This is a genomic window from Actinomadura sp. GC306, assembly GCF_004348665.1.
GTDB lineage: Bacteria > Actinomycetota > Actinomycetes > Streptosporangiales > Streptosporangiaceae > Spirillospora.
The window spans coordinates 1-8,131 of the sequence record NZ_SMKM01000291.1 but is presented as its reverse complement, the minus strand read 5'-3'; the positions used below and the strand labels follow the sequence as shown (position 1 = coordinate 8,131).

The 8,131-nt window shown below is 71.3% G+C and carries 7 protein-coding genes and 1 pseudogene; 4 read left to right on the top strand and 4 right to left on the bottom strand.

Annotation, left to right across the window (positions count from 1 at the left end):
* The 4 genes and pseudogenes from E1200_RS28395 to purS form a co-directional block, all read right to left on the bottom strand.
* A pseudogene (locus tag E1200_RS28395) lies at positions 1–494 on the bottom strand (hypothetical protein); the annotation flags it as partial.
* Positions 491–1,171, bottom strand: coding sequence for a phosphoribosylformylglycinamidine synthase subunit PurQ (purQ, locus tag E1200_RS28390; RefSeq protein ID WP_131955153.1), 681 nt, complete (start codon positions 1,169–1,171; stop codon positions 491–493). The pseudogene E1200_RS28395 and the gene purQ, both read right to left, overlap by 4 nt.
* Positions 1,172–1,270: 99 nt before the next feature.
* Entirely contained in the window at positions 1,271–1,720 is a 450-nt protein-coding gene (locus tag E1200_RS28385) for an ATP-binding protein (protein WP_243708889.1), read from the bottom strand.
* A 260-nt stretch (positions 1,721–1,980) separates the two neighbouring features.
* Positions 1,981–2,223 (bottom strand): phosphoribosylformylglycinamidine synthase subunit PurS, encoded by a 243-nt coding sequence (gene purS, locus E1200_RS28380; RefSeq protein WP_131955151.1) that lies wholly within the window; start codon positions 2,221–2,223, stop codon positions 1,981–1,983.
* A gap of 96 nt (positions 2,224–2,319) precedes the next feature.
* Here purS and E1200_RS28375 point away from each other — a divergent pair, with 96 nt between their 5' ends.
* The 4 genes from E1200_RS28375 to E1200_RS28360 all read left to right on the top strand — a co-directional run bounded on the left by E1200_RS28375 (position 2,320) and on the right by E1200_RS28360 (position 7,728).
* Complete coding sequence (locus E1200_RS28375) at positions 2,320–3,939, top strand: hypothetical protein (RefSeq protein WP_131955150.1); 1,620 nt, start codon at positions 2,320–2,322, stop codon at positions 3,937–3,939.
* Positions 3,940–4,187: 248 nt separating this feature from the next.
* The gene (gene pdhA / locus E1200_RS28370; protein ID WP_207933583.1) at positions 4,188–5,318 is read left to right on the top strand and encodes a pyruvate dehydrogenase (acetyl-transferring) E1 component subunit alpha; all 1,131 of its coding nucleotides are present in this window, start codon (positions 4,188–4,190) and stop codon (positions 5,316–5,318) included.
* Entirely contained in the window at positions 5,315–6,292 is a 978-nt protein-coding gene (locus E1200_RS28365) for an alpha-ketoacid dehydrogenase subunit beta (protein ID WP_207933582.1), read from the top strand. Before pdhA ends, E1200_RS28365 begins: the two co-directional genes overlap by 4 nt.
* Positions 6,293–6,297: 5 nt before the next feature.
* Positions 6,298–7,728, top strand: coding sequence for a dihydrolipoamide acetyltransferase family protein (locus tag E1200_RS28360; protein ID WP_131955148.1), 1,431 nt, complete (start codon positions 6,298–6,300; stop codon positions 7,726–7,728).
* Positions 7,729–8,131 lie beyond the last annotated feature (403 nt).

Sequence of the window (8,131 nt, the reverse complement as noted above, 5' to 3'; positions counted from 1 at the left end):
CCGGTGCCCGAGCCCGCCGGGGGCGGCGTCGCGTACTGGTTCAGGTCCGGCTGGTCCAGGCCGGGGTTCGTGGCCGTCGGCGAGTCCGCGGGGGCGGCCGCGGGGCTCTCCTCGGCGAGGGCGCGGGCGAACTCCTGCTCGGGCCCCTCCGCCGGCCCCTCAGGCTCGTCCGGACGGGGCTGAGCGGCCCGGAGCATGGCCTGCGCGGTCGGGTCCACCTGGACGACAGGCTGCGGCGCGGCGGGCGGCTCCGGGACGATCCCGGCCGGCGGCGCGGAAAGCGGCGGCTGCGGGGAAGCCTGGGGCGGCGCGGACAGGGGCGCCGCCGGCTTGGCCTCCTCCAGCATGGCCTCGAACGCCTGGGTGACCGAGGGGTTGACCGGCTGGAGCTCGGGGTCGTCGGCGTCGGACTTGAGCTCGCCGAGCCACTCCATCGACGGCTCGTCCGCGGACTCCCGGGTCGCCCGCCCCGGGGCGTGAGGTGACTCGCTCATGCGTTGACCAGTCTCTTGACAATGGAGGTGAAGAACCCGAGCCCGTCGGTCGACGGGCCGGTGAGCGACTCCACGGCGTGCTCGGGGTGCGGCATGAGCCCGACCACGTTGCCGGCCTCGTTGCAGATGCCGGCGATGTCGTCCTGGGAGCCGTTGGGGTTCAGGTCGAGGTAGCGGGCGACGATCCGGCCGGACGATTCCAGTTCGGCCAGCGTCTCCCGGTCGGCGGTGTAGCGGCCGTCCCGGTTCTTGATCGGGATCACCAGTTCCTGGCCCTCCCGGTACTCGGTGGTCCAGGCGGTATCGGCGTTCTCCAGACGGAGCCGCTGGTCGCGGCACACGAAGTGCAGGCCGGCGTTCGGCAGCAGCGCGCCCGGCAGCAGGTGCGACTCGCACAGCACCTGGAAGCCATTGCAGATGCCGAGGACCGGCAGCCCCGCCTCGGCGGCGCTGACCAGTTCACTCATGAGCGGCGCGAACCGGGCGATCGCCCCGGCGCGCAGGTAGTCCCCGTAGGAGAACCCGCCGGGGAGGACGACGGCGTCGACCCCCCGCAGGTCATGGTCTCCGTGCCAAAGGGCGACCGGTTCGGCGCCGGCGAGGCGGACGGCTCGCGCGGCGTCCTTGTCGTCGAGAGAACCGGGGAAGGTGATGATCCCGACCCGGGCAGCATCCATCTCTTCTGTTCCTCCGAATGAGGGGCACCGGAACGGGCGGTATCTCCTCCGCCGATCACCCCGCTGCGCGTCGCTGTTCCCCCGCGCGCGGCTCCCAATCTACCCGGCGCTGTGCATGAGTTTGCGGTCGAGGCGCCGGACCAGTGCCTCGTCGCGCCAGCTGAGTCGCTTGCGCAGGTGGACGACGGTGCCCCGGTCGGACGAGGGGGCGATGTCCAGCTCGTCCATGAGGGCCCGCATGATCCTAAGCCCGCGCCCGGACTCGCTCAACAGCCCGCGATCCACGGGCACCGGGGGTGCCGCGCGGGGCCCCCGGCCGCGGTCCATGACGTCGAGCACACAATCGGTCTCGTCCACCCGCATTGTGACCAGATACTCATCGGACCCGCGTGCGTGCTGGACGGCGTTGGTGCACGCCTCGGAGATGGCGACCAGTATGTCGCCGACGCAGTCCTCGGTGACGCCCAGCCCGCGCAGCGCGTCCCCCGCCACCCGCCGGACCACCGGGATGCTGGGAGCCTCGCGCGGAAGCGAGAGCGAGAACCGCATATCCACCCGGACACCTCGTGTCATGCCCCGGGCTTCCTGGCCGTTCCCCCGGTCCCCGGAGCGTGCTCGACGACTCGACGCAGCTAACACTTCCCCGGCGGAATCTTCCGTAATCGCTATACTCGCGGGTCGCTTAACGAAGTCCCGCCCGCCCGCGCAATGGCGGATGGACGCCGAAAAGGCCCCGGGAGCGAATGGAACGCGCCAAATCAGCGGAGCGGATCACGTGGGCAGCCGAACGGCATTCCACGCTTTTCCGGTCAGAGAACGCGAACCTCGTAGTTCTCGATGACGGGGTTCGCCAGCAGGGTCTCGGCGATCTTGCCGACCCGCTCCAGGGCGGCCTCGTCGGCCTCGCCTTCGAGCTCCACCTCGAACCGCTTGCCCTGCCGGACCGCGACGACCCCGTCGTATCCGAGCTGCGGCAGCTTCCGGGCGATCGCCTGCCCCTGCGGGTCGAGGATCTCCGGCTTGAGCATGACGTCCACGACGACACGCGCCACGACCGCCCCCTCACTGGTCTGCGCTTTTCCTTACGAGCCTGAAGCGTACGGCACCATTGCCCATCACGACCCATCCGCACCCCCCGGAGCCGCCCGATGAACATCGAGGACCTGACCCCCTCGGAACGCCGTCTTTGGGAGGCGTTCCCGAAGGGCGAATCCGTCGACCTGTCGTCGGGCGACCCCGCCTACGACGACACCGCGCAGGCCGAGCGCTGGGGACGCGAGCGGTGGGTCAGGGCCGAGGTGCTGGTCGCGCTGCTCGTCGGCGCGGTCGCGCCCCAGCCGGGTGAGGTCGCCGCAGTAAGACTCACCGGGGCCCGCGTCATCGGCTCCTTGAACCTGGGCCATGCGGAGGTCAGCGTCCCCCTGGCTCTGACGGGGTGCTCGTTCGACGAGGCCCCGCACCTGTACTGGGCGAGCATGAACAGCGTCCACATGATGCGGTGCCGGCTGCCCGGTCTCATCGCGTCCGGCACGCGGGTCGACGGGCACCTGTGGCTGGAGGGGAGCCGCATCACCGGCGGCCTGTGGCTGGACGGGGCGAACATCACCGGCATCCTGAACATGTCGGGCGTCCAGCTGTCCAACCCCGGCGGGGACGCGCTGCTCGCCGACCGCCTCTCCGTCGAGGCGAACGTCTACTGCGACCAGGGGTTCGCGGCCAGCGGCGAGGTCCGGCTGCCCGGCGCCCGGGTGGGCGGCCAGCTGATCTTCCGGGGGGCGCGGCTGCACAACCCGTCCGGCGCCGCCCTCTACGCGAGCCGCCTGGACGTCGCCGCGAACGTGTTCTGCGACGGCGGGTTCAGCGCCGAGGGCGAGGTCCGGCTCCGCGGCGCCCGGGTCGGGGGCTACCTGTCGTTCGTGGGGGCGCGCCTTTCGGCGCCCGGCAAGACCGCGCTGAACGCCGACGACCTCGCCGTCGAGACCGACGTGTACTGCTCGGACGCCTTCACCGCCATCGGCGCCGTCAGCTTCGCCGGCGCCCGCGTCACCGGCCAGCTCAGCCTCCGCGGCGCACACCTGCGCAACGAGGAGGGGACGGCGCTCAGCGTGCAGCGCCTCCAGGCCGAGGAGCTGCTGATGCGCACCGCCGAGCCGATCAGGGGCATCGCCGACCTGTCCTACGCCCGCATCAGCCTGCTGCGCGACGACGCCGCGTCCTGGCCGGAGCGCCTCCAGCTCGACGGCCTGCAGTACGAGACGCTCGAACCGCCGCTGACGGCCCGGGAGCGGCTCGACTGGCTGCGCCGCGACACCGACGGGTACGCGCCGCAGCCCTACGAGCGCCTGGCGCTGGCCTACCGCGCGCTCGGCCTGGACTCCGACGGCCGCTTCGTGCTGCTGGCGAAGGCACGCGACCGCCGCGCGACCCAGAGCCTGCCCCGCAAGATCGTCGGCTGGCTGCAGGACGTCCTGGTCGGCTACGGCTACCGCCCGTTCCGCGCCGCGAGCTGGCTGGTGGGGCTGCTCGTCTTCGGCACGGTCGTCTTCACGCTGGACAACCCCCCCGTCCTGAACAGCGACGACTCCCCGCACTTCAACGCGTTCTTCTACACCCTGGACCTGATCCTGCCCATCGGCGACCTCGGGCAGGAGCGGGTGTTCGCGCCGAAGGGCGTCCACCAGTGGATCGCCAACTTCATCGTGATCGCCGGGCTGATCCTCGGCCTGACGGTCGCCGCCGGAGCCAGCCGGGCGCTGTCGCGCGAGTGAGGCGCGTCCCGTCCCCGGCCGGGTGGCGGGAATCACGTCCCGGCGCAGGTGCGGGCGTGGCCAGGGCTCGTCCGGATCAAAGGACGGCGCTCGGGGTAGGACCTGCATGGCGGGACTTGCATCCTACGGTGTGATGTCTGCCACGATGGCATATGCGGCTTTCGTCCCTTACCGGGGCCCGACGGCCGCGGACACCGGCCGTACGCGCGGCGATCCCGCGTGCCGGCCCCGAACGAGGAGTGTCATCGATGACGATCGACTCCGTGCGCGGCGCGCCCGACACGACCGAGCCCGCCGAGCCAGAGCTCGTCCAGCTGCTCACCCCCGAGGGCGAGCGCGTCGAGCATCCCGACTACCCCCTGGACCTCAGCGCCGAGGAAGTACGCGACCTCTACCGCGACCTGGTCATCGTCCGGCGGATCGACCTGGAGTCCGTGGCGCTCACCCGGCAGGGCGAGCTCGGCATCTGGGCGTCGCTGCTCGGGCAGGAGGCGGCGCAGATCGGCTCGGGCCGCGCCCTCACCGAGCACGACATGGTGTTCCCGACCTACCGGGAGCACGGCGTGGCGTGGTGCCGGAACGTCGAGCCGCTGAACCTGCTCGGCCTGTTCCGCGGCGTCAACCACGGCGGCTGGGACCCCGCCGAGCACGGCTTCCACCTGTACACCATCGTGATCGGCAGCCAGACGCTGCACGCCACCGGTTACGCGATGGGCATCCAGCGGGACGGAGTGCTGGGCACGCCGTCCGCCGGCGCGACGATCGCCTACTTCGGCGACGGGGCGACCTCGCAAGGCGACGTGAACGAGTCGTTCGTGTTCGCCTCAGTGTTCAACGCCCCCATCGTGTTCTTCTGCCAGAACAACCAGTGGGCCATCTCCCAGCCGCTTGAGCGGCAGACCAGGATCCCCCTCTACAAGCGGGCACAGGGCTTCGGGTTCCCGGGCATACGCGTGGACGGCAACGACGTGTTCGCGTGCCTGGCCGTGACCCGGAAGGCCCTGGAGAACGCCCGCACCGGCCAGGGCCCGACCCTCATCGAGGCGTTCACCTACCGGATGGGCGCCCACACGACCACGGACGACCCCACGCGCTACCGCCTCAAGGCCGAGGAGGAGGCGTGGAAGCTCAAGGACCCCATCGAGCGCGTCAAGGCGTACCTGGTGCGCAACGACCTCGCCGACTCGGGATTCTTCGACAAGGTGGAGGACGAGGCCAAGCAGCTCTCCAGGGAGCTGCGCGAGGCGTGCCTGGCGCTGCCCGACCCGGAGCCGCTGTCGATGTTCGACCACGTGTACGCGGAGCGGCATCCGCTGATGACCGAGGAGCAGGAGCAGTTCGCCGCCTACCTGGCGTCGTTCGAGGAGGGATCGAAGTGACCACCCTGACCCTCGGCAAGGCGATGAACGAGGGCCTGCGCAAGGCCATGGAGAACGACCCGAAGGTCCTCGTGATGGGCGAGGACGTCGGGCAGCTCGGCGGGGTCTTCCGGATCACCGACGGGCTCATGAAGGACTTCGGCGAGGAACGCGTCATCGACACGCCGCTCGCCGAGTCGGGCATCATCGGCACCGCGATCGGGCTGGCGCTGCGCGGCTACCGGCCCGTCTGCGAGATCCAGTTCGACGGGTTCGTGTTCCCCGCCGCCGACCAGATCATCACCCAGCTCGCCAAGATGCGGATGCGGTCGCTCGGCGCGGTGTCGCTGCCGGTCGTGATCCGGATCCCCTGCGGCGGCGGCATCGGCGCGGTCGAGCACCACTCGGAGTCCCCCGAGGCGTACTTCACGCACACGGCCGGGCTGCGGGTGGTCGCGTGCTCGAACCCGGTGGACGCCTACGCGATGATCCAGCAGTCGATCACGTCCCCCGACCCGGTGATCTTCTTCGAGCCGAAGCGCCGGTACTGGGACAAGGCCGAGGTGGACGTCGACTCGTCCGACTGGACGCCGCTGCACCAGGCCCGGGTCGTCCAGCCGGGAGAGCACGTGACCGTGCTGGCCTACGGACCGTCGGTGAAGACGTGCCTGGAGGCCGCCGCCGCGGCGGCCGAGGAGGGGCGGTCGCTGGAGGTCATCGACCTGCGCTCGCTGAACCCCCTCGACATGGGCACCGTGGAGGAGTCGGTGAACCGGACGGGACGCTGCGTCGTCGTCCACGAGGCCCCGGTCTTCAGCGGGTTCGGCGCCGAGCTCGCGGCGCGGATCACCGAGAAGTGCTTCTACCGGCTGGAGTCGCCGGTGCTGCGGGTCGGCGGGTTCTCCACCCCGTACCCGCCCTCGCGCGTCGAGGACCACTACCTGCCCGACCTCGACCGCATCCTGGACGCGGTCGACCGGACCTTCGCGTGGTGACGCCGATGAGCCAGCCGAAGATCTTCAACCTGCCGGACGTGGGCGAGGGCCTGACCGAGGCCGAGATCGTCAAGTGGCACGTCCAGCCGGGCGACACCGTCGAGATCAACCAGACCATCGTGGAGATCGAGACGGCGAAGGCCATCGTCGAGCTGCCGTGCCCGTTCGAGGGCGTGGTGACCGAGCTGATGGCCGTCGAGGGCGAGACCGTCGACGTCGGCAAGCCGATCATCGCGGTGGACGCGGGCGGCGACGGGAGCGTGGCGACGCCCGTGTCCGAGCCGCCCGCGCAGGCCGCCGCGATCAAGCAGGACGGCGTGCCGCGCGTCGAGGAGCCGGGCATGGTGTCGCCCGACGAGCCGCCGAAGCGCCAGCCCGTCCTCGTGGGGTACGGGGTGAAGGAGGGCGCGACGAAGCGCCGCCCGCGCAAGGCGACCAACGGCGCCCCACCGGCCCCTGCCGCGCCGTCCGCCCCGGTCGCGCCGCAGGCTCCTGCCGCGCCGCAGGCTCCGGTCGCGCCGCCCGCGCCTCGTCCACAGCCTGTGGGCGACGGGCTGCCGCTCGCGAAGCCGCCGGTCCGGAAGATGGCCAAGGACCTCGGCATCGACCTCGCCACCGTCACCGGAACGGGCCCGCAGGGCTCGATCACGCGCGATGACATCCTCGCCGCCCAGGCCGGAACCCAAGCCGCGCCCCAGGCGCCAGCGGCGGTGCCCCCGCAGGCGGGGCCGCGGGAGGAGCGCAGGCCGGTCAAGGGCGTCCGCAAGGCGACGGCGGCGGCGATGTCCGGTTCGGCGTTCACCGCACCGCACGTCACCGAGTTCCTCCAGGTGGACGTCACGCGGACGATGGAGACCGTGAGGCGGCTCCGCGAGCTGCCCGAGTTCGCGGACGTGAAGGTGTCCCCGCTGCTGCTGGTGGCGCGGGCGCTGCTCACCGCCGTCGCGCGGAACCCGGAGGTCAACGCCACCTGGGTCGACGGCCCGGACGGCGCGGAGATCGTCGTCAAGCGCTACGTGAACCTCGGGATCGCGGCGGCCACCGACCGCGGGCTGATCGTCCCGAAGGTGAAGGAGGCGCAGGATCTCGACCTGCCCGGCCTGGCCCGCGCGCTCGGCGAGCTGACCGAGAAGGCCCGCGCCGGGAAGGCGACGCCCGCCGACCTGTCCGACGGGACGATCACGATCACGAACGTGGGCGTGTTCGGCGTGGACAGCGGGACCCCGATCCTCACTCCCGGTGAGGCGGCGATCCTGGCGTTCGGCCAGATCCGCGACATGCCGTGGGTACACGAGGGCGAGCTAGCGATCCGCAAGGTGACCACGCTGTCGCTGTCGTTCGACCACCGGATCGTGGACGGCGAGCTGGGCTCGAAGGTGCTCCGCGACGTAGGCGCCATGCTGGAAGACCCCATCCGCATGCTCGCCTGGTCGTAACCGCCTGCGGGGCCGGCACCGCAAGCGGCACCGGCCCCGCACCACCGCACACCCCCACTCCTCGTTGACTTGCGGCGTGTTGTTGTTATCCGGCGCTCCATAACAACAACACGCCGCAAGTCAACGAGGTGGTGGAGCGGGTGTGGTGGCGGCCTATGGGGAGCATTAGTGGGCGTCCGGGGACCGGGTCTTCGATGATGCGGCTGTCCAGAGCGGGACCGTGGGGCGATCTGCCGCGTCGGGACGTCCGTCACCTCGCGGGAGGGGGCGTTGAAGCAGGTGACGTAATTGACACACCGGCCCGCGCGACGGTTCTGTTCAGTCGGCTCGCGTCGGGGTGACCGGAACCCGTTCGACTTCTCCGAAAGGGCCGGCGTCGAAGGTGACGGAGGAGGGGTTGCCG